Annotated in this window: 18 protein-coding genes; 7 read left to right on the forward strand and 11 right to left on the reverse strand. The window is 59.5% G+C overall.

The features are described 5' to 3' along the window. Nucleotides 1-192: 192 nt before the first annotated feature. Nucleotides 193-1,545 carry an IS1182 family transposase gene (locus VMU57_RS17150; protein ID WP_414648673.1) on the forward strand — a complete coding sequence of 451 codons (1,353 nt, stop codon included), beginning with the start codon at nucleotides 193-195 and terminating at the stop codon, nucleotides 1,543-1,545. Nucleotides 1,546-1,685: 140 nt separating this feature from the next. Here the strand turns inward: VMU57_RS17150 and VMU57_RS17155 are convergent, their stop codons facing one another. Continuing rightward, nucleotides 1,686-2,363 (reverse strand): DUF4142 domain-containing protein, encoded by a 678-nt coding sequence (locus VMU57_RS17155; protein WP_325385620.1) that lies wholly within the window; start codon nucleotides 2,361-2,363, stop codon nucleotides 1,686-1,688. Nucleotides 2,364-2,625: 262 nt separating this feature from the next. Here VMU57_RS17155 and VMU57_RS17160 point away from each other — a divergent pair, with 262 nt between their 5' ends. Further along, entirely contained in the window at nucleotides 2,626-2,940 is a 315-nt protein-coding gene (locus VMU57_RS17160; protein WP_325385622.1) for a Dabb family protein, read from the forward strand. Nucleotides 2,941-2,956: 16 nt separating this feature from the next. On the opposite strand, the gene garD is transcribed toward VMU57_RS17160, so the two are convergent. The 8 genes from garD to murA all read right to left on the reverse strand — a co-directional run bounded on the left by garD (nucleotide 2,957) and on the right by murA (nucleotide 12,380). After that, entirely contained in the window at nucleotides 2,957-4,510 is a 1,554-nt protein-coding gene (garD, locus tag VMU57_RS17165; RefSeq protein WP_325385624.1) for a galactarate dehydratase, read from the reverse strand. A gap of 27 nt (nucleotides 4,511-4,537) precedes the next feature. Further along, nucleotides 4,538-5,893, reverse strand: a complete 1,356-nt coding sequence (gene gudD / locus VMU57_RS17170; RefSeq protein ID WP_325385626.1) for a glucarate dehydratase — start codon at nucleotides 5,891-5,893, stop codon at nucleotides 4,538-4,540. Nucleotides 5,894-5,921: 28 nt separating this feature from the next. Beyond that, complete coding sequence (locus VMU57_RS17175) at nucleotides 5,922-7,253, reverse strand: MFS transporter (RefSeq protein WP_325385628.1); 1,332 nt, start codon at nucleotides 7,251-7,253, stop codon at nucleotides 5,922-5,924. 15 nt (nucleotides 7,254-7,268) lie between these two features. Beyond that, on the reverse strand, nucleotides 7,269-8,183 hold the full coding sequence (gene kdgD, locus VMU57_RS17180; RefSeq protein ID WP_325385630.1) for a 5-dehydro-4-deoxyglucarate dehydratase: 915 nt from the start codon (nucleotides 8,181-8,183) through the stop codon (nucleotides 7,269-7,271). Nucleotides 8,184-8,286: 103 nt separating this feature from the next. Continuing rightward, complete coding sequence (locus VMU57_RS17185) at nucleotides 8,287-9,486, reverse strand: MFS transporter (protein WP_325385632.1); 1,200 nt, start codon at nucleotides 9,484-9,486, stop codon at nucleotides 8,287-8,289. A gap of 69 nt (nucleotides 9,487-9,555) precedes the next feature. Then, nucleotides 9,556-10,629 (reverse strand): LacI family DNA-binding transcriptional regulator, encoded by a 1,074-nt coding sequence (locus VMU57_RS17190; RefSeq protein WP_325385634.1) that lies wholly within the window; start codon nucleotides 10,627-10,629, stop codon nucleotides 9,556-9,558. A gap of 98 nt (nucleotides 10,630-10,727) precedes the next feature. Continuing rightward, complete coding sequence (locus tag VMU57_RS17195) at nucleotides 10,728-11,051, reverse strand: hypothetical protein (RefSeq protein WP_325385636.1); 324 nt, start codon at nucleotides 11,049-11,051, stop codon at nucleotides 10,728-10,730. A 48-nt stretch (nucleotides 11,052-11,099) separates the two neighbouring features. Continuing rightward, on the reverse strand, nucleotides 11,100-12,380 hold the full coding sequence (gene murA / locus VMU57_RS17200; RefSeq protein WP_325385638.1) for a UDP-N-acetylglucosamine 1-carboxyvinyltransferase: 1,281 nt from the start codon (nucleotides 12,378-12,380) through the stop codon (nucleotides 11,100-11,102). Nucleotides 12,381-12,668: 288 nt separating this feature from the next. Between murA and rpsO the strand changes: the two genes are divergently transcribed. From rpsO to VMU57_RS17220, 4 genes are all read left to right on the forward strand, one after another. Next, nucleotides 12,669-12,935: a 30S ribosomal protein S15 gene (gene rpsO, locus VMU57_RS17205; RefSeq protein ID WP_325385640.1), complete on the forward strand. Its 267-nt coding sequence runs from the start codon at nucleotides 12,669-12,671 to the stop codon at nucleotides 12,933-12,935. A gap of 301 nt (nucleotides 12,936-13,236) precedes the next feature. Then, nucleotides 13,237-15,657: a polyribonucleotide nucleotidyltransferase gene (gene pnp, locus VMU57_RS17210; protein WP_325385642.1), complete on the forward strand. Its 2,421-nt coding sequence runs from the start codon at nucleotides 13,237-13,239 to the stop codon at nucleotides 15,655-15,657. Nucleotides 15,658-15,748: 91 nt separating this feature from the next. Beyond that, nucleotides 15,749-16,669, forward strand: a complete 921-nt coding sequence (locus tag VMU57_RS17215; RefSeq protein ID WP_325385644.1) for a hypothetical protein — start codon at nucleotides 15,749-15,751, stop codon at nucleotides 16,667-16,669. A 34-nt stretch (nucleotides 16,670-16,703) separates the two neighbouring features. Further along, complete coding sequence (locus VMU57_RS17220) at nucleotides 16,704-17,114, forward strand: hypothetical protein (RefSeq protein WP_325385646.1); 411 nt, start codon at nucleotides 16,704-16,706, stop codon at nucleotides 17,112-17,114. A 188-nt stretch (nucleotides 17,115-17,302) separates the two neighbouring features. On the opposite strand, the gene VMU57_RS17225 is transcribed toward VMU57_RS17220, so the two are convergent. After that, nucleotides 17,303-18,088, reverse strand: coding sequence for a dienelactone hydrolase family protein (locus VMU57_RS17225; RefSeq protein ID WP_325385648.1), 786 nt, complete (start codon nucleotides 18,086-18,088; stop codon nucleotides 17,303-17,305). 161 nt (nucleotides 18,089-18,249) lie between these two features. On the opposite strand from VMU57_RS17225, the gene VMU57_RS17230 reads away from it, so the two are divergent. After that, nucleotides 18,250-19,059, forward strand: coding sequence for an SCO family protein (locus VMU57_RS17230; protein ID WP_325385650.1), 810 nt, complete (start codon nucleotides 18,250-18,252; stop codon nucleotides 19,057-19,059). A gap of 11 nt (nucleotides 19,060-19,070) precedes the next feature. Here VMU57_RS17230 and VMU57_RS17235 read toward each other — a convergent pair. After that, nucleotides 19,071-19,729 (reverse strand): methyltransferase (locus VMU57_RS17235; protein WP_325385652.1); only part of this gene is annotated, 659 nt, incomplete at its 5' end.

Here is a 19,729-nt window from a genome sequence, read left to right on the forward strand (position 1 = left end):
GGAAATGCGCACAAGTTTTCGTCAGTTGCTACGCACCTATACTAATTCCAATCGACAGCGGATAGCTTCCGAAGAAAATAAGTTGATCGGTCAACACTGCATCTGCCGCACCCGGCACAGCAAAAGGGGCCCGGCAATCAGAGTCTGTTACGGAACTAAGATTTAAACAGCTAAAGATGAGAAGATGCCCTCGTGGAAGCGAGGGCATTTCTCTTTATGGGCTACATCCAGGGTGAAGGGCGGGACCAGGGGACGCTGTTTCCTGTGGTGCTGGACGATCTGGTTCCGGCAGATCATGTGTGCCGTGTGGTCGATGCGTTCGTGGACGGTCTGAAGATGTCCGAGCTTGGGTTCGAGCGGGCGGAGGCGGCAGAGACGGGCCGTCCGGGTTACGATCCTCGCGACCTGTTGAAGCTGTACCTGTACGGCTATCTGCACACCCTGCGCTCTTCGCGGCGGTTGGAGGCGGAGTGCCGCCGCAACGTGGAGCTGATGTGGCTGCTGGGCCGTCTCTATCCCGACCACAAGTCCATCGCGGAGTTCCGTCGCGTGCATCGCGACGCGGTGACGGCTGCCGGGGCCGAACTGGTGCGGTTCGCGCAGGGCTGCGGTCTGATCCGCGGCGAGTGGATCGCCATCGATGGAACGAAGTTCCGCGCTGTCTCCAGCACCGGCAGCGTGCGCGAGCGGCAGGCCGTGGAACGCTACCTGGACAGTTGCGCGAAGGCCGATGAGGAGGCCCAGGCGGAGATCGATCCGTCGGCGGTGCAGGCGGCACTGGAGAAGCTGAAGCGTCATCGGGAACCGGAGGCCCGCATCATGATGGTGGCGCAGACCAAGGCCCCGGCCTACAACATACAGACGGCGGTGGATGCAGAGCACGCGCTGATCGTGGTCCACGCCGTGACGCTCCATGCGGCCGACAACCGGCAACTGCAGCCGATGGCCGAAGCGGCGCAGAAGGCGCTCGGCGTCGAGCGGATGAACGTCGTTGCCGATGCGGGTTACTCCAACGCCGAACAGGCCGCACGCTGTGAAGCAGCCGGACTGCTTGCTCATGTGCCTGCCAACCGCAGCAGCAACAGTCACGGCGACGGCACGTTGTTCGACCGCATCCTCTTCCGCTACCAGACGGAGACGGACACCTACCTCTGTCCGGCGGACAAGACGCTGAAGCGTAAGCAGCTCTCGAAGAAAGACAAGGCCATCTTGTATACAGCGAGCAAAGCTGACTGCGGCGGGTGCGCGATGAAGCCCCGCTGCACGAACGCTTCGCAACGGCTGGTGATGCGACTGATCGACGAAGACGCGCTCAACCGCATGCAGCAGAGAGCTACGCCGGAGGCGATGAGACTTCGGCGCTCGACTGTCGAGCATCCCTTCGCCGCGCTCAAGTACCGTATCTTCGGCCATCCCCGCCTGCTGCTGCGCGGTACAGGCGGCGCGCAGACCGAAATCAGCCTCGCCACCATGGCCTACAACCTCAAACGCATGGTCAATATCCTCGGAGGACAGAAACTCACCGCAAAACTCACCCCAGCCTGAGAAGCAGCAGACCTCAAAACAAAGAACGCTCCCCAACCGGAGCGTTCTTCTTGCTATAGCCAACCAGAGTTCCGTAACAGGCTCGATAAAGCGCCCCTTCTGGGTTCATAGACGACTTACACGTAAGCCGATTGTGCCAGTTATTTTGATGCAACAACGTTGTTCTTCTGAGCGATCTGCTCAATCATCTGCAGGTGCTGGCCAATCATCTGGCCGCCCTGCGAAACAAGGTTCTTCAGTGCAGGGTTGGAGGTGTTCTCCGCCTCCTGCTTAAATAACTTCTCATCCTGTTTATGATCCTTCACCATGTCTTTGATGTAGGCCTTGTCGAACGCATCGCCATTCAGCGCATTCAGTTTGGCGATCGTCGATTTGTCCTTGCCCGACAGCGAATCGGGCGTTTTGACGTTCATCTGTTGCGCTACCTGCTTCATCGCATCGCCAAGTTTTGTATGGTCATCGACCACCTTCTGTGCAAACTGCTTTACATCAGGGTTGCTGCTCTTCTGTAGTGCGAGTTGGCCAAGCTGAATCTGGGCCATTCCGCCTTGCAGCGCCTGACGGACGAACGCCTTGTCCATCATGGCTGCAGGTCCATTCGGATCCTGATTGCTGCCGGTTGGCTGGTCCATGGGTGACGCTCCCGGTTGTGTGCCCGGCTGGGTCCCAGGTGTCGTCTGCTGCGTTGGAGACGTCTGCTGCCCTCCTCCAGGAGGCATCTGGGCGATGGCGCAAGGAACGCTGAGAAGCGCCGCACCTGCGAGAGTCATAGGGATGCTGCGCATGAACCTGTTGATTGCCTGACAACGTATTTTCATCTTTGAGCTCCTGAACAGGGATTTAAAAACTAAGGATTCGAAGAGTCATTCCGGCAGGGAATGTTCCGTTCGCGATCCACACCTTACAGGTCGCATTTAATAGGGTGCGCCAAAGCGTCGTTCGGTTGCCCGCTGATAGCGAAGTGCATGAGAGAGCGGTTGTTTGCCCCGTCAGAAAACGTGGGATGATATTTTTGAAGGCAACGCCGGCAAAGTTTTTGCCGCACCGCAAATGCGCGGAGAGCTAAGGAGAATCAATCGCATGTATATTCACGCGTTCTTGTTTCGATGGGTGGAAGGAATAACCGAGGAGCAGAAGAAGCACGTCAAGCAGGAGATTCTCGCGCTGCAGGGCAAGATTCCCGGACTGCTTGAGACCCATGTGGGCACCAATGATTCGCCGCGAGGAAAGGACCATACGTTTGGCGGTGTGATGAAATTCGCCGACAAGGCAGCGCTCGACGCATACTTTCCGCATCCCGTTCACCAAGCGCTGGGCGAATGGCTGATGCCAATGATAGAGCCTTTGGAACTGGACTTCGACGCTGTGTCGTCAACAGAAAAATACAGCGGCTGAAGTTCGAACCAGGAAGCTAGGTAACAGGCGCAGGATTGAAGAGCGCGAGGTCATTGTGCAATCCCCAGTGATCTGCCCATGTCTGCCTGCGCCCGCTGGCTACATCAAGAATCATCTGGAAGAGGTGCGTGCCGACTTGCTCAATTGTCGCATCGCCAGTGGCGATGCTGCCTGCGTCGAGGTCGATGAGATCGGACCATCGCTGCGCCAGCGTAGATCGCGATGCCACTTTGATCACAGGGCACATCGCAAGACCATAGGGCGTGCCGCGCCCGGTGGTGAAGACGTGCATGTTCATGGACGCTGCGAGTTGCAGGGTTCCGCAGATGAAGTCGCTGGCCGGGGTAGCGGCGAAGATCAATCCTTTTTTTGTGACGCGCTCGCCTGGGCCGAAGACGCCCGCAATCGCGCTGGTGCCAGCCTTCGCCGTTGAGCCCAGCGCCTTCTCGACGATGTTGGTCAAGCCTCCCTTCTTATTTCCGGGAGTGGGGTTGGCGCTGCGGTCTACTCCGCCGCGCTCCAGATAGGTGTCATACCACGCCATCTCGCGGATGAGATCGCGGGCGACCTGTTCGTTTTCTGCACGCGCTGTAAGTAGATGAATCGCATCGCGAACCTCGGTGACTTCGGAGAACATCACGGTCGCTCCGGCACGAACCAGCAGGTCGGATGCATAGCCCACAGCTGGATTTGCGGTGACACCGGAGAAGGCATCGCTGCCGCCGCACTGCAGCCCGACGACGAGATCGGATGCAGGCCGCGTAACTCGCGTTCTTCGATTAAGCTCGGTAAGCCGTTTCTCTGCCAGCTCCATGATGGCAGCCACCATATCGCCGAAGCTATGGTGTTGCTCGTCCTGCATGCGAACGATATAAGCTCCTGTCCCAAGAATGGGCAGTGTGCTGGAAGGAAGCAGCCGCACCGGTTGCAGTTTTTCGCAGCCAAGGCTCACCACCATCGGCGCGCCGCCCAGGTTTGGGTTGAGGCTGAGGTTGCGCAGCGTACGGATAGGAATCTCGGCTCCGGGTGCATCGATAGCGACGCCGCAGCCGTAGTTGTGGGTCAGTGCGATGACGTCGTCAATGTTAGGGTAGCGCGGTAAAATTTCAGCCTTGATGCGCTTGACGGCGAAGTCGACGGTCGCGGCGACACATTGGACAGTGGTTGTGATGCCGAGAATATTCTTCGTGCCGACCGATCCGTCATCGTTGAGGAAGCCCTCAAAGGTATAGCCCTCGAGCGGAGGCATCGGTGCAGGCACAGCGGTTGCACAGGGAAGGTTCTCGAGCGAGGGAGCAACAGGCAGACGCATCCGCTCTTCATGCACCCAACTGCCTCTTGCAATGGGACGCTCCGTGTATCCAATCACCGATCCATACCGCAGTATGGGCGCTCCGGCTGGCATATCGACCAGCGCTACCTTGTGTGCTTCTGGAATATCCTCGATCAGCTTCAGCCCCGAATCGAACTCGGTGCCTGCGGGCAGCCCGCCCTCGTTCACGATGATGGCCACCGTGTCCTGTGGGTGCACTTGCACGAAGAGAGGGCGCAATTGATTTCCGCTGGGCATGTTGTTCCTTCTATCACTGCTAAAAATCTATGGGACCAGGCAGGGCCGCTTCGGGTTGAATTTCCAGTTCGGAACAAGAAACTGCATTGCCTTCGCATCGTCTCGTGCTCCCAGCTCCATCGTATTGTAGAGCGCGTGGGCGCGTTCGATCTGGCCCATGTCGATCTCGACGCCAAGCCCCGGGCGGTCCGGCACGGCAATCCTGCCGTCAACGATTTTGAGCGGTTCTTTGGTGAGGTATTGCCCATCCTGCCAGATCCAATGCGTATCAATCGCGGTGGTCTTGCCCGGCGCTGCTGCCGCTACATGCGTGAACATCGCCATCGAGATGTCGAAATGATTGTTGGAGTGCGACCCCCATGTGAGTCCCCACTCGCGGCAAAGCTGTGCCACGCGCACCGAGCCTTGCATCGTCCAGAAGTGTGGATCGGCCAGAGGAATGTCGATGGCGTTGAGTTGAATCGCGTGCTTCAACTCACGCCAGTCGGTCGCAATCATGTTGGTCGCTGTGGGCAGGCCAGTGGCACGCCGGAACTCGGCCATGATCTCGCGGCCGGAGAATCCCTGCTCGGCGCCGCATGGGTCCTCGGCGTAGGCCAGCACATGCTGCTTGCCCCGGCAAAGACGTACCGCCTCATCGAGCGACCATGCGCCATTCGGGTCCAGCGTAATGCGCGCATTGGGAAAGCGCTCTGCCAGCGCGGCAACCGTCTCCATCTCCTGTGCGCCCGCCAGCACCCCGCCCTTCAACTTGTAGTCGTTGAATCCATAGCGTGCATGAGCTGCCTCTGCTAACCGCAACACGGCGTCGGTGGTTAAGGCTTCTTCGTGGCGCAGCCGCAGCCACGCGTCGTTCGCATCCGGCTCGCTGCGATAGGGAAGGTTCGCCTTCTTCCTGTCGCCAATGAAGAACAGGTAGCCCAGAACCTCGATGCTCAGCCGCTGCTGACCCTCTCCCAGAAGCGCTGCAACCGGCAACTCAAGAAACTGGCCGAGTAGATCGAGGAGCGCCGATTCGATTGCGGTCACTGCATGGACGGTCGTGCGAAGGTCGAAGGTCTGCAACCCGCGGCCCTCGCGGTCGTGATCGGCGAAGCGCACTCGTACCGTATTCAGAATCGCGTTATAAGCAGCCAGAGGTTGTCCCACTACCAGCGCTTGTGACTCTTCGAGCACACGGCGAATCTTCTCTCCGCCCGGAACCTCGCCTACGCCTGTGTTGCCTGCATTGTCCGTCAGCAGAACGACGTTGCGCGTGAAGAACGGTGCGTGTGCGCCGCTTAGGTTCAACAGCATACTGTCGTGTCCTGCCACTGGGATCACCTTCATGCTGGTGATTACGGGCGTCTGCTTGCGCGGAATGATCGTCTCTGTGGGATTCACAGCTCTCCTCCGAATGTTTCGTCCTGTCTTATCGTGACGCCGCCTGTGGTTGCAGCTCAAGCCGCTTGATCTCGCCGACGATCACGACATAGCTGAAGATAGCCAGCAGTGCGGCAATGCCGACGAAGATCAGCGCGTCATTGAACGAGCCCGTTCTCTTCACCAGATATCCAATCACAATCGGCGTCGTGATACCGGCTGTGTTGCCAAACAGATTGAAGAGCCCGCCGTTCAACCCGATCAACTCCTTCGGCGATGTGTCTGCGATCACCGTCCAGCCCAGCGCGCCGAAGCCCTTGCCGAAAAATGCCAGCGACATCAGGAACATGACGACGGCCTGCACATTGGTATAGTTGCATGCGATCATCGTGACCGAGAGGAACATGCCTGCGATGATGGGCGCCTTTCGCGCAAACGTGAGCGAGCGGCCTCGGCGGAGGAGCGCATCGGAGCATAGTCCTCCAAGTACACCCCCGACGGAGCCGCATAATGCCGGCAATGCCGCTGCGAATCCTCCGCGAAGGATGGACATGTGCCGCGCCTGCACCAGGTACACGGGAAACCACGTAATGAAAAAATAGGTTAGAGTCGTGATGCAAAACTGCCCAAGATAAATTCCCACCAGCATGCGCTGGCTCAGCAACTGTCTGACTCCGGCCCATGTAAGGGCATGGGCGGTCGATCTTCCACCTGCCGCACGGTCGACGTTGACCAAGCCGCCGCCACGTTCGATGCACTCGATCTCCGACTCCGAGATCAGCGGATGGTCCTTCACCTTGTAGACCGTCTTCCACCAGGCGAAGGCCAGCACGAAGCCGAACACACCCATAAACCAGAAGCAGCTTCTCCATCCATAGGAGTGTGTGAGCCATCCGAAGAGTGGAGCGAAGACAACCAGCGCAAAATACTGCGAGGCATTGAAGATCGCGGAGGCTCCTCCACGCTCCGCCGTGGGAAACCATGCGGCGACGATACGCCCATTGCCAGGGAAGACAGGGGACTGCGCCAGGCCCGACAGCAGCCGCAGAATGAAGATCGCGCTGAAGACCCACGCCGCAGCGAGATATCCTGTGAAGCCGACGAGGAAGGCGCAGACCGTCCAGCAGATGATGCTGATGCCATAGACGCGCTTCGAGCCGAAGCGATCCAGCAGACCTCCGGAGGGCAACTGGCCAAGCACGTAGGCCCAACTGAAGCCCGACAGCAGAAAGCCCAGCTTCACCGGGTCCAGCGCCAGTTCTTTCTCCATCGCGGTACCGGCGATGGAGAGTGCGACCCGGTCGCCATAGCTGAAGCAGCTGGCGATGAACAGCATCGACACGATCAGGTAGCGTATGTGAGTCTGCTTGCCGGCGCTCATAGTCTCCCTGTCAACTTAGGAACGGCCAGAGATCAGCCTGGTCAAAACGTCCAGCTCGTTTTGGTCGAGATCGGTGAGCGGTGTGCGGACCCTGCCTGCGGGCTTGCCAATGGCGCGCATTCCTGCCTTGACGATCGACACCGCGTAGCCTTTACGCCGGTTGCGGATGTCGATGTAAGGCAGAACGAAATCTCGCAACTGCTTGAAGACCTCCGCATGATCGCGCCTGCGTACGGCTGCGTAGAAGTCCTGCGCGAACTGTGGAAGAAAGTTGAAGATCGCCGAAGAATAAGTAGTGACACCCATCTCCAGATAGGGCAACGCAAAGGTCTCTGCCGTCGGCAGCCCGCCAATATAGGTGAGCCGGTCGCCCATGCGAGCATAGATCCGCGTCATCAGCTCGATGTCGCCATAGCCGTCTTTGAAGCCGACCAGGTTGGGGCAGCGCTCGCACAGGCGCTCCAGCGTCACGTCGTTGATGATGGCGTTGTCGCGGTTGTAGAAGATCACGCCAAGGCTGGTGGAAGCGCACACCGCTTCGACATGAGCCATGATTCCCGCAGGCTCTGCGTTGACCAGGTATGGCGGCAAGAGCAGGATGCCATCCGCGCCTGCACTCTCCGCAGCCTGCGCAAACTGCTTTGCGATTGCAGTGCCATATCCGCAACCAGCCACTACAGGGACGCGATGGTTGGTCTGCTGCACCGCGGCTGTTACAACTGCCGAGAACTCTTGCAGAGTAAGTGAGAAGAACTCGCCCGTGCCTCCCGCTGCGAACAGTCCCGCCGGTTTGTGCTGCAGCAGCCAGTCGAGATGCTCGCGATAGGGAGCCTCGTCAAAGGCGTAGGCATCGGTGAAATGAGTAACCGGAAACGAGAGTAGACCCGCTCCTGTTTTCTTTGCAAGTTCTTCCGGGGACATCGGGGTCATAGGTTTCCTTCGCTGCGGATTGCGCGGCGCGTCTACGCAAAACTATAAAGAACTCAGTAAACAGGAGACAAGCAATCGGCGCTTTCATTGCGGATTACGCGATTTACCTTTCGGCTGCTCGCGACGAGAGCATCGGCGTACTGGTAATAACACCGGCGAGCAACAACAGCAGGACTGTTCCCACTGCAGGTACAGCAAGTCCGGCGCGCAGCCCATGGAACCGGGTCGAGACCACTCCCGTCAGCCACGGCAGAGTTGCCCCTCCAAGCGAAGCAGCGGCAAAGACGCGCCCTAGCCGTGGATGATTTCCCGTGCGTGCCAGAAAGAACGAAAGTATCAGCGGATAGATGGGAGCGATGGCAAGCCCGCATAAAAGAGTGAGCGCCACCACTCCTCCCGCGCTCAGATGCTTCGCCACAATCAGCACAACCTCTGCCACGATGAGCAGAGCAACGCTTCCTCGATACAGCGAAGCTTCACCAAAAAGATCGGTCAGCACTGCCAGCAGAAGCCGCCCCGTCATCTCGGCCACCCAGAAATAGAGTGCAATGGACGAAGCCAGCAGCGCCGAGCTCGTGCGCACGCCATAGCTGGGCAGCCATCCCCCCAGCGCATTCTCTATCCCCACGAACAGCAGCATCGCGGCAGAGAAGAGCAGCAGCGGCCACAGTGGCATCGGCATCCTGCTCTTCTCCTTCGAGTCTGTCTCTCCCACCACCTCCGGCTCAAGCTTGCTATCGTTAGGCAAAGCGATTGCAAAGGCGGCTGCTGCTACCAGGCAGGCCGCAAGTACGCAGAAGAAGAGCCGCACTCGGCCTGCACCGCAGGCTCGCACCAGCAGCGAGCAGCTGATCGCTCCTGCTCCCCACGTCATGTTCAGCAACGCAATCACGCGCGTGCGTGCCGACGGTATCGCGATACCCGAAATGACATTGCCTGCCGTAAGGCCCGCGCCCAGGCCGAGTCCCACGCAGAAGAGGGCGACATGTGCCGTGCTGAAATTGGTCCAGCCCATCCAGGCGCATCCCACTGCGCTGATGCATGCGCCGCACACCACGCTGGCGCGAAGATTGCGCGTTGCGAACCATGCTCCGCAGAGTTGCCCTGCGAATGTCGTCGTGAACAAGGTGCCGGCTTGCGCGTCCTGAATATGCCACCGGCCGATCAGCGACGGAAGCAGCGGTCCCAGCATGACGGTCGCAATGCCTGCCACAAAGAAATAGAAGAAGATTGGCCCCAGCGCATAGAAGGCGTCCGTTCGAGTTCTCGGCCCATCAGTGGTCAATGGTGTGATCTCTGGCAATGCACTGTTCCGGCGTCGGGGAAATGTCTTCGAATTCCACGCTTGTCGGTTCACGCAGATTCATGAAGTTTAATGTTTTGCCTTGAGCGCTTTCACAGGGCGATCCTCGCGAACGCCAGCTGTCGATTCTCTGACCACGAGCTCTGGCTCAAACCACACCGCGTCAGGATACGGTTCATTCGGTGAGTGAATCCGGTTGACCAGCAACTGCGCTGCTGTCCAGCCCATTTTGTGCAGAGGCTGCCGAATCGTTGTCAGCCGGGGGTTATAGTATTCGGCGACGATGATGTCGTCAAAGCCGATCACCGAGATATCGCGCGGACAGCTAAGTCCGACATCTTCGATGGCGCGAATCGCGCCGATCGCCGCCGTATCGTTGAAGCAGAAGATGGCTGTAAAGTCGCGCGTGCGCGCCAGCAGCTCCCTCACCGGGGAATAGCCCAGTTCCGGCGACCACGAGTTCTTCTCCAGCTGAATGCAAAGCTCCGGACGAACCGTGATCCCAATCTCCTGCGCAATGCTGACGATCGCCTCCCAGCGCGCAACCGAATCGCTGACGTACTTCGACCCCTTCATGAATGCGATACGGCGGTGGCCCAGATCATAGAGATGGCGTAGCGCCATCTTCGCGGCTCGATTGTGATCGAGCACGACATTCGTCAGCCCCGGAGTCTTGCTGTGCGACGAGATGCCCACCACTGGCAGCGGTACCTTGTGCTTCAGCTCGGTGTTCACCATCAGGAAGCCGTCGACGGCCCGGTTCATCAGCAGTTGCGGATACTCCTCGATCAGGTCGGGACGTCCCAGATGGCTGACGGTGAAGTAAAGAAAGCCCTCTTGCAAAAGATATTGTTCGACGCCCAGCATCACGCCGGTAAAGTATCCTTCGCTGACCTCGGGCACGATGAGGCCAACGGTGTTGGTCACTCGCGTCCGCAACATGCGCGCGTGCAGGTTGGGGCGATACTCAAACTTCTTTGCCGCGGCGTGTACCCGCTCCTTGGTCGCGGCGGAGATCGACTTGGCCACTGGCGAATCGTTCAGCACGATGGAGACGGTCGCCGGTGAGAGATCCAGATACTCCGCCAGGATCTTCAGCGTTACCGGCTTGCCGGCCTCGGACACTTTTTTCTTTCCTGTCATGGTTCTCCGGCTCTCAGGTTGCAGTGTAGTGCAACCTTTGTACCACCGAATACCCTTATTTCAGCGAACGAAGTCGAACCAGCGCCGCGCTGGTTCGGTTACTTCCATAGTGAGACGATCAGGCCGCCGGTCACGATCAGCGTTCCGCCCACCACGACGGCCGGCGTCGGGAGAGTTCGGAAGAAGGTGTAGTTGGTAATCTGAAACACCACGAACAGTGTCGCGATATACATGCCGGTGACGGCGGCAAACTCCACCGGAGCCAGGTTGAGCGAGGTCCCGTAGAGCGTCAGCAGCAGCCCTCCAATTACAAAGAGCCCGGTGCGCATTATCGGCGAAGGATTGTGAAGCGCAATCCGCACAACGGCGTCACCCACGGCCTCAAACACAGTCGCGACCAGGACAAACAGAAAAATCTTCATTCACTATCCTTGCACAGTCCAAGTTTCAGTGAGAAATGCGGAATTACCTTATTTCTTCCCGAAAACGTCCCCCATCCGTCGAATCTGCGCTCCCACGCCGCGCAGCTTCTCCTCCAGCCGCTCGTAGCCGCGGTCCATGTGGTAGACCCGGTCCAGAATCGTCTCGCCGTCTGCCACCAGCGCCGCCAGCACCAGCGAAGCCGAAGCCCGCAGGTCCGAGCACATCACCGCGGCCGACTGCAACGGCGTCTTGCCCTGCACCGTGGCCGTTCGTCCCTGCACCGTGATGTTGGCGCCCATGCGGTTCAGTTCCTGCACATGCATGAAGCGGTTCTCGAAGATATTCTCCGTAACGATGGTCGTTCCTTCCGCCTGCGTGGCCAGCGCCATGTACTGCGCCTGCATGTCGGTTGGAAAGCCTGGATACTCTTCGGTCGAAATGTCCGCCGCCTTCAGGTTGCCGCCGCTGCGAACACGAATATGGTCGGTCCCCACGTCGATGCGAACGCCGCACTGCTCCAGCTTGTAGATCAATGCGCTCAGGTGGGCGGGCTCGCAGCAATCGACGTTCAGGTCGCCCCCGGTAATCGCTCCGGCAATCAGAAACGTCCCGGCTTCGATGCGGTCGGGATTGATCCGGTGACGCGCTCCATGCAGCTTCGCGACGCCCTGCACACGGATCGTGGACGTCCCCGCGCCTTCGATCTTGGCTCCCATCGCGACCAGCAGAGCGGCAAGATCAGTTACCTCCGGCTCTCTCGCGCAGTTCTCGAAGATAGTCTCGCCCTCGGCAAGCGTCGCCGCCATCAGAAGGTCTTCGGTTCCCGTGACGGTGATCTTGTCGAAGACGATGCGTGCTCCCTTCAGCCTGTCCGTGCGGGCTTCCAGGTAGCCATGTTCCTGCGTGATGGTAGCGCCCATCGCCTCCAGGCCTTTGATGTGCAGATCGATTGGACGTCCGCCAATCGCGCAGCCTCCCGGCATGGCAACGCGAGCCACGCCGGTGCGGGCGATCAGTGGCCCCAGCACCAGCGAACTGGCGCGCATTGTCTTGACGATCTCATACTTGGCGACGGGGTCCGACAGCACAGCGCAGCGGATGTGGGTGCGATGCTGCGCTCGTCCATAGCCTAGTTCGACCTCGGCCCCCATGCTGGCCAGCAGCTTGCGCTCGGTCTCGATATCGCGCACCTGCGGGATATTTTCAAGGATGACCTCATCCTCGGTGAGGATGGCGGCGGCCATACAGGGAAGGGCGGAGTTCTTCGCTCCGGAGACTTTAATCGTGCCGAGAAGCGGATTTCCGCCGCGTACAACAAACTTGTCCATCCTGCCAGTTTACGGGGCATTCCAGTGGATATGGGTGCCTCGACTGGTACACGCACCGGGAATATGTTGCGTCGAATCACAATGAAACTGCGCAAGTGTCATTGAATCAATACGGCATTCGGTTCCCTGAGGATTTCCCCAGCGCCGCTAAGGGTTACGACTCAACCTTTGGATTCTCCCACCCCTTCCCTGAAATGCCTTCCCCGGCTTATTGCTGCCTTTCGTGAGCGGTGCTATCCTAACGTAGACACTAAGAGTGGACTAGAAGATCAGGAGTAAAAGACATCTGTGCTGGCATCTGCTAAAAAGACAGACATTATTGCAAAGTTCCGTACACACGACTCAGACACCGGGAGTCCCGAGGTTCAGATCGCGATTCTGAGTGAGCGTATTGGCGAGTTGACGGAGCATTTCAAGACCCACAAGAAGGACCACGGATCGCGCCGCGGGCTTCTCATGCTCGTGAGCAAACGTCGCGGCCTGCTTGATTACCTCAAAAAGTGCGACGCGGACCGTTACCGCGAAGTCATCGGTAAGTTGGGAATCCGCAAGTAGCGCATTGTCTCCGGAGACACCGTTCAATCCTATGGAAGCATGCACGGCCCGCTCTCGTTCGGCTGCAACTTCTCGTGCAAGGTCACGTATGGCCTTGCCGCTGGAGTCGCTGACGATGAGTGGGTTGTGTCATGCATCGATGGTTGACCGAGCCGGACAAGTATCATTTGTCAAAGATTTCTTACTGTGCAGCTTCCAGGCGGCTCGATAGGCGGCCCCGTGGAGCTGCATTTTCGCGCCCGCAAGAGGATGACGCGATCCAACAAGTTTCTATATAGATAAAACGAGAGAAGAGGGCAACATGAAGCAGGACGTTACAGTTGAGCTTGCCGGCGGCAAGCAGATTAAATTTGAGACAGGGCGCATGGCCAAGCAGGCCTCCGGCGCAGCGCTTACCTCCAGCGGAGACAACGTTATTCTGGCGACTGCCGTAGCCTCTCCCGACCCCAAGGAAGGCATCGACTTCTTCCCCCTCACGGTCGAGTACCGCGAGTTCACCTATGCCGGGGGCCGCATTCCCGGCGGCTTCATCAAGCGCGAAGGCCGCCCCAGTGAGAAGGAGATCCTGACCAGCCGTCAGATCGACCGTCCCATCCGCCCGCTCTTCCCCGAGGCCTTCCGCAACGAGACCCAGGTGGTCGCGTTCGTCTACTCCGCCGATAAGGAAAACGATCCCGACGTGCTTGGCATCAACGGTGCAAGCTGCGCCCTCGCGCTCTCGGACATTCCCTTCCACGGCCCGGTTGGCGCGGTACGCGTCGGCCACATCGATGGACAGTACATTGTCAACCCCACCTACGCGGAGCGCGCCAAGAGCACGCTGAACATCATGGTCGTCGGCACTAAAGACGGCATCGTCATGGTCGAGTCCGGTTCCAAGGAGACCTCGGAGGAGTCGGTCGTCGGCGCCATCGAGTTCGCTCATGTCGAGATCAAGAAGATCTGCGCTGCCATCGAAGATCTGGTCAGCCGCGCTGGCAAGACCAAGCGCCTCGTCACCGCGATCGAGACCGATCATGAGTACCTCAACGCCCTGACTGCCAAGGTCGGCGAGAAGTTGAAGGACGCGCTCGACACCCAGAAGCACCCCAAGTTCGAGAGCTACGCGCTGGTCAAGGAGATCAAGGACGAGCTCAAGCGCGACCTTCCCGAAGGCGATGCCGTAGCTGCCAAGAAGCTCAGCAAATACTATGAGCTGCTGCGCGAAAACATCTTCCGCGAGCAGGTCCTCAACGAGCGCATCCGTCCCGATCACCGCGCCTTCGACCAGATCCGCGAGGTCACTGTCGAGGTCGGCGTTCTGCCCCGCGTCCACGGCTCCGCCCTCTTTACCCGTGGCGAAACCCAGGCCCTTGTCTCCGCGACCCTCGGCACCACCGATGACGCGCAGCGTATGGAGAGCTACGAAGGCGAGCAAAAGCGTCGCTTCATGCTCCACTACAACTTCCCCCCGTTCTCCGTGGGCGAAGTCGGTCGCATGACCGGCGTCGGCCGCCGCGAGATCGGCCATGGCGCACTCGCCTGGCGTGCGATTGAGGCCGTCCTTCCTGGCGAGGACGAGAGCCCGTACACCCTTCGCGTCGTCTCCGACATTCTGGAATCCAATGGATCCTCCAGCATGGCCACCATCTGCGGCGCGTCGCTTGCACTCATGCAGGCGGGCATTCCCATCAAGGGCGCAGTAGCCGGCGTGGCCATGGGACTCGTCAAAGAGGGTGACAAGTACGCCATTCTCACCGACATCGCCGGTGCGGAAGACCACTACGGCGACATGGACTTCAAGGTGGCCGGTACACGCAAGGGCATTACCGCGCTCCAGATGGACATCAAGATCATGGGCATCACTCCGCAGATCATGCGCGAGGCGCTCGAGCAGGCTCGCAAGAACCGTCTGAACCTCCTCGACACCATGGACGCGACCATCTCCGGAGCCCGCGAGGAGAAGTCGCAGTTTGCTCCCCGCATTCACACCATCCAGATTCCGACCGACAAGATTCGCGATCTCATCGGACCTGGCGGCAAGGTCATCCGCGGTATCGTCGAGGCCACCGGCGTCAAGATCGATGTGGACGATACCGGTCGCGTCAACGTTGCTTCGAGCGACGCCGACGGCCTGGCCCGCGCCATCCAGATGATCAGCGACATCACCGCTGTGCCCGAGGTCGGAAAAACCTATCTCGGCAAGGTGGTTCGTCTGGCAGAGTTCGGCGCATTCGTCGAGATCTTCCCCGGTACCGACGGCCTGCTCCACGTCTCCGAGATCGCGGAGCATCGCGTCAAAGAGGTCAAGGACGAGCTTCGCGAGGGCGACCAGATTCTGGTCAAGGTACTCGCCATCGAAGGCAACCGCATCAAGCTCTCCCGCAAGGCAGTTCTGCGGGAGCAGCGCGCCAAGCTGGGACTTCCCGAGCCTGGACAGGTCGGTATCGATGGTGCTCCCGCTGCTCCTCATGCAACCGCATCTGAAGAGCACGTCTCCGATGCGGAAGATGGTGACGACTTCGAGGACGAGGACGATACGGACTCACCGGATTCTGACGACGAGCCTAACTTCAACCGTGCCGATGGTGCTCCTGCGACCACGGGCGAAGGCTCCGGCGCTGCTGCCGGGCCCGGCGGACAACGTCGCCCCGGTGGCGGCAGCCGCCGTCGCCGCAGCGGACGTCGTGGTGGTTCCGGTGGTGGTGCTCCTCGCCCCGCCGGTGGTAACGGAAACCAGTAATCGTTGTTGATTGTGTGAGGGGCCGCGCAGACTGCGCGGCCCCTCTGCATTTGCCGCGAAGACTTCATCAAAGCTCTCAGGGGGCCGATTCATGCTGATAGCCGGGCCACAGCAAACGCGACGCAGCATCTGGATCGCGTTTTTCTGCCTGTGCCTGCTGCTGTCGAGTTCATGGCTGCTGCCTGCCGGTGCAAGCGAAGAATCTCCCATCGCGCAGCAGGGTTGCTTCTACGGTGTCGTTGGGCTTGTTGCGTTGATATTGGCGTATCGGCGCGCGCGTGCTCGATTACAGTGGCGTGCTTGCTTGCAGGTAGCCGCCGTGAGCATCCTTCTACTCGGTGTGCCTGCCGTGTTGGGAGAGTGGGCTCGCAATGCAATATCGGATATCAGCCGCGCTGCGCTCTTTGCTCTTGTGCCGTTTGTCGTTGTAATGGTTGCTGCGGCCCGCGAATCCGAGCCCGGTGTTCGACGCTTCTCCCTTCCGGCACTGATCGGTTTTGGCGGAGTTTTACTCCTGCTTCCATTCAGCTTCCCAACATCGCCGCGCGGACAAATCGTCTTCGGCGTTCTTCTAGTGGTAGTTGCGCTGGGTGGCTTTGCAAGTGAAGCGATCTATCATCTGCTGCGCGGATTCGGGACGATTGAGGCTTTGGCAGTCGTGTCTCTCTCCAATGCCGCGTTCCTTATCGCCTGCCACTTTGTAAACCTGCCCTCTGCAGAAAGTTGGAGCGGAGTGTCCTGGATTGGATTGTCAGGCCTGCTCTCGATTCACTCGCTCTACAACCTGGTTGAGCTGCTTCTGCTGGTATGGCTTCTGCGCGAGATGTCCCCCGTGCGTCTTGCTGTGCGATACCTGATTGTTCCTCTCTTCATCGTTCTGGAAGGCTTCGCATTTTTGCATCCTCCTTTGACGGTGAGAATGGCCGCAGGCCTGGTCCTGCTGGTGGCCGGAGCAGCGTACCTCTTGTTTTCGAGGGGTTGGGACTCTGATGCGGTACTCTCGATACGATAGATTTTCCGCTCGACGCAGGGGTACACTTCCTTGAATGGCAGCTTCCATGTACATCGTCGTCGAGGGTGAGGACCCGGGGTTCGATATCTTCGTCAATGGCCGTTCGCTGGCCCGGCACGAGGACGCGCTCGAAAAGCTCGCACTCAACCTTGGCGTACGCCCGCTGATCGAGTTCTTCTCGGCGGACGAGAACTCGATGGCTCTCCTCATCGAAGAAGGCGCCGGCGATCAGGAGCTACTGCGAAAGCTTCCGCCGCCGCAATGGTATCCGCCGGCTGACGGTTTGAAGACGGTGCAGGCGCTTTTGCAGGCCCTTCGCGACGACCCCCAGCAGCTCGGCACCGAGGGCAAACAGGTGCTCTCAGAGTTGAGGGAGTACGCCGAGGTCCTTGAGAAAGCTCGCGACCGGGAGATGCGCTGGCATCTTGCAGTGAGCTGGCGTTGATGTATGTACCCCCCTGTACTTTAAGTCCTAAAGTCTTCCAAACAGATAACTTAAGTCCGATCCAAGTCCACCCGAAGTCCGGACTTCGGGTGGACTTCGGGTCAAGTGAAAAAGCCCGGCGAGTGCCGGGCTTCTCTTTTTACCTTCTGAATTAATTGTATCGGGGGTGTCAATAGGTTTGAAGGATGTTAGTGGCGGGTCTCGGTTGAGGCGGCGGTGGCGGCCAGATCGCCCTGCCCTAGTTTGCGGTGGAAGAGGTTGAAGACCAGACCATAGAGACTGTAGGCGAGCTCGGGATCGTAGCGGGGGCCTTCGTCGCGCATAAAAGCGTGGGCTCCATTGACCTCGTGCCAGCTCAGGCGGGTGGCAAGCTCGTTCAGCCGGGCGAGGACTTTGAGACGGCCTTCAAGGGGGATGTGGGGGTCCTGACGGCCCCAGATCATGAGGAGTTCGCCTTTGATGTCGGCGGCGCGCTGGAGCGAGTCGTCGCTCATGCCTTTGCCCAGGCCGCCTTTGTGGATGTCGGTGGCGTAGAAGCAGGCGGTGGCGATGACATCGGGGTTCATGGCGGCGCGGAAGGCGAGGTGTCCGCCGATGCAGATGCCCAGCGCTCCGATGTGCCCGGTGCAGTCAGGACGGCCCTTCAGGTGGTCGATGACGGCGCGGGCGTCGTCGTCGTAGCTCTGAACGGTCTTGGCGGTCTTGAGCGCGTTGCCGCGGTCGGAGCCAGCCTGATCGTAGGCGAAGACGGTGCCTGCGGGTTCGAACTCGTGATAGATCTCGGGCATAGCGACGATGTAGCCCTGTCCTGCCAGCAGCATCGCGGTGCGGCGGATCGGCGCGGTGATCTGGAAGATCTCCGAGTAGAAGACGACGCCCGGGTAGCGTCCCGGCGCGGCGGGGCGGACGATGTGAGTGCGCATGGGGCCATTCGGCGTGGCCAGGTCTACGTATTCTTCGCTGATGACGATCATGTTGTCCTCTAATGGTCGATGACTGATGTTGTTATTCGCCTATCTATCTAGAATAGCCTCCTGTCGGTGGAACGGGCGTAGCATGGAAGAAGAGTCGGCTGGAGGATGCTTTGATCGGGTTTCGGCGCTTGTGCGTGATAGCGGTAGCAGGGGTTGGATTGTTGGCAACGTCGGCGTATGGGCAGCAGATCGGCGCGGACAAGCCGATGGGAACCATGGCGCAGCAGACGCGGGACTATCTGAAGGGTGCGGGTCTGGTTGAGCGGTTGAACCAGCCGCTGCCTCTCTCCACTGCTTTCGTCGATGACGCAGGGAAGCAGGTGATGCTGGGACAGTACTTCCATCAGCGCCCTATTGCGCTGGCGCTGGTCTACTTCAAGTGCGGTATGCTCTGCCCGCAGGTATTGCACGGCATGGCCGCGGGATTGAAGGGAACGGGGTTCACCGCGGGGAAAGATTACGACGTAGTCGTGGCGAGTATCGATCCTATGGATACACCCGCGGATGCAGCAGCGGCGAAGAAGACATTTCTCGCTGGGATCGGGCAGCCGGGCGCAGGAGACAGCGTTCACTTCCTCACCGGGCAGGAGCCTTCGATCACCGCACTCAGCGAGGCCACCGGCTTCCATTATGTGCGGGTGCCGGGGCCGGACGGAAAGATGGACCAGTTCGCGCATTCGAGCGTCATCATGTTCGCCACGCCCGAGGGAAAGATGTCGGAGTACCTGGCGGGGATCGACTATCCGACGAGAGACGTCCGGCTGGCGCTGGTCAATGCATCGCATCTGAAGATCGCCACAGCGAAGGACCTGTTCCTGTTGTACTGCTGCAACTATGTTCCGTCATCCGGGAAATACACCGTGGCGGTGCTGCGGATACTCGGATTGGCGGCAATGTTGACGCTGCTGGGGATTGGGCTGGGATTCTATTTCCTTAACAAGAACAAGCCGGCCTCGGGGGCTGCGGCTTAGACGAGCTTTGTCTATAAGGTGGTTCGCGCCTCGATGATGGAGACGTCCAGTTCGGCTACGGGGATGAATTGCATCGTAGTAAATCCTGAAGCCTGAAGCAGTGCAGTCCACTCCGAGGCGCTGCGCTCTTTGCCTCCAGTAACGGCGAGCATGTTGAGGTCGCTGAAAAGCCGCGTCTGCAGATGGAGATCGGGACCGAAGACAACATCGGGAAGCACAAACTCGATGACGAGAAGGCGGGCTTCGCTGGTCATCACGTTGCGGCAGTTCTCGAGAACCTTTCCGGCAACCGTGTCGTTGTATCCATGCAGGACGTGCTTGAGAAGATATACGTCCGCGTCGGGAGGAACAGCCGCGCATAGATCGGCGGTGACGAGCTTGCATCTGCTGGCGAGTTCATTGTTCTGGAAGCGCGATCTTGCAGCGTCGATCGATTCGGCGCGATCGACCAACATGCCGTGGAGGTGAGGGTTCGCGGACAGGATGGCTGCAAGCAGCGATCCGCCACCCCCTCCGAGGTCTGCCACCACGTGGCTGCTACCGAAATTCCACTGTTTTGCGATGGGCATATAGTCCGCCGCCGGAGCGGTTCCCATCACGGCGCGAAAGATCTCGTTTGAATCGGTCGCTGTGGCCCAGCGCGAGGGGATTCCTTGTTGCTGCATGATCT

This window comes from Edaphobacter sp. (assembly GCF_035532915.1).
In the GTDB taxonomy this organism is placed as follows: Bacteria; Acidobacteriota; Terriglobia; order Terriglobales; family Acidobacteriaceae; genus Edaphobacter.

Coding starts and splice junctions, on each gene's coding strand:
- VMU57_RS17195 (WP_325385636.1), bottom strand. CDS start 11,051: ATGAAGATTTTTCTGTTTGTCCTGGTCGCGACTGTGTTTGAGGCCGTG.
- VMU57_RS17155 (WP_325385620.1), bottom strand. CDS start 2,363: ATGAAAATACGTTGTCAGGCAATCAACAGGTTCATGCGCAGCATCCCT.
- garD (WP_325385624.1), bottom strand. CDS start 4,510: ATGCCCAGCGGAAATCAATTGCGCCCTCTCTTCGTGCAAGTGCACCCA.
- kdgD (WP_325385630.1), bottom strand. CDS start 8,183: ATGACCCCGATGTCCCCGGAAGAACTTGCAAAGAAAACAGGAGCGGGT.
- pnp (WP_325385642.1), top strand. CDS start 13,237: ATGAAGCAGGACGTTACAGTTGAGCTTGCCGGCGGCAAGCAGATTAAA.
- VMU57_RS17175 (WP_325385628.1), bottom strand. CDS start 7,253: ATGAGCGCCGGCAAGCAGACTCACATACGCTACCTGATCGTGTCGATG.
- VMU57_RS17160 (WP_325385622.1), top strand. CDS start 2,626: ATGTATATTCACGCGTTCTTGTTTCGATGGGTGGAAGGAATAACCGAG.
- VMU57_RS17220 (WP_325385646.1), top strand. CDS start 16,704: ATGGCAGCTTCCATGTACATCGTCGTCGAGGGTGAGGACCCGGGGTTC.
- VMU57_RS17225 (WP_325385648.1), bottom strand. CDS start 18,088: ATGATCGTCATCAGCGAAGAATACGTAGACCTGGCCACGCCGAATGGC.
- VMU57_RS17190 (WP_325385634.1), bottom strand. CDS start 10,629: ATGACAGGAAAGAAAAAAGTGTCCGAGGCCGGCAAGCCGGTAACGCTG.
- murA (WP_325385638.1), bottom strand. CDS start 12,380: ATGGACAAGTTTGTTGTACGCGGCGGAAATCCGCTTCTCGGCACGATT.
- VMU57_RS17215 (WP_325385644.1), top strand. CDS start 15,749: ATGCTGATAGCCGGGCCACAGCAAACGCGACGCAGCATCTGGATCGCG.